Below are 1,057 nucleotides of genomic sequence, written 5' to 3'. Positions count from 1 at the left end.
CCTCGGTCAGCCGGCCGAGGTCGCGCCGCACGGTCGACGGGGACACGGCGAGCGCCGCGGCCAGCTCCTCCACCTGCGTGGTGCCTTCGCGGAGCAGCCTCAGCAGGGCTTCGTGCCGCTCGCGCGTACCGCGGCGCGCCGTCGGGTGGGCCACACGTGCCTCCGTCTGTCGTGTCCGCCCGCCGCGGCGGATCCCGCGGCGGGCGGGTTGGGTCAGCCGTACGTCCGGCGGATCCGCTCCGCGAACGGGCTGTAGTCCACGCCCGCGAGATACGCCGAGAGCATTGTGCCGTGATCGGCGCGGCCGGTGCCCGCGATGTCGAAGGCGGTGCCGTGGTCGACGGACGTGCGCAGGATCGGCAGCCCGACGGTCACGGAGATGGTGCCGTCGAAGTCGTAGGTCTTGGCGGGGATGTGGCCCTGGTCGTGGAAGTGGGACAGCACGCCGTCGTAGCGGCCGACCAGGCCCTGGTGGAACACCGAGTCCGCGGGGACGGGGCCGCTCACGTCCAGGCCCTCGGCGCGGGCCGCCTCGACGGCGGGCGCGATGTGGACGATCTCCTCGTCGCCGAACGCGCCGTTCTCGCCGCCGTGCGGGTTGATCGCGGCAACGGCGAGGCGGGGCGCCTCGGTGCCGAAGACCTGGAGCGCGGTGACGGCCTCGCGGATCGACTTGCCGACGCGCTCCGCCGTGATCTGGTCGAGCGCGGTGCGCAGCGCGACGTGCCGGGTGGTGAAGAAGATGCGCAGGTGGTGGCCTTCGGCCGCGGTGTTGCGCACGACGAACATGGTGTCCTGGCGGGTCACTCCGGTCAGCTCGCCGAGCATCTCGGTGTGGCCGAGGTGCTTGGACCCGGCCTTCCAGATGGCCTCCTTGTTGATGGGGCCGGTGACGATCCCGGAGACCTTGCCGTCGAGGGCGGCGCGGGTGGCGACCTCGATGGCGGTGACGGCGGCGCGGCCCGCGCGGGCGTCGACCTTGCCCCACTCCGGTACGTCCGCGCCGAGTTCGCCGGTGTCGTAGACGTCGATGACGCCGGGGCCCGCGGGCTCGGCG

At 73.5% G+C, this 1,057-nt stretch carries 2 protein-coding genes; both read right to left on the bottom strand.

Translation table 11 applies throughout. The features are described from left to right. A partial coding sequence (locus H5J30_RS35310; RefSeq protein ID WP_181791872.1) for a DeoR family transcriptional regulator occupies positions 1-154 on the bottom strand: 154 nt, incomplete at its 3' end. Positions 155-213: 59 nt separating this feature from the next. Beyond that, the coding region (locus H5J30_RS35305; protein ID WP_181791871.1) for a PdxA family dehydrogenase at positions 214-1,057 on the bottom strand (844 nt) is incomplete at its 5' end.

Source organism: Streptomyces phytophilus (assembly GCF_013870535.1).
Taxonomy (GTDB): domain Bacteria; phylum Actinomycetota; class Actinomycetes; order Streptomycetales; family Streptomycetaceae; genus Streptomyces; species Streptomyces phytophilus.
This window is presented reverse-complemented; position numbering and strand designations above follow the sequence as displayed.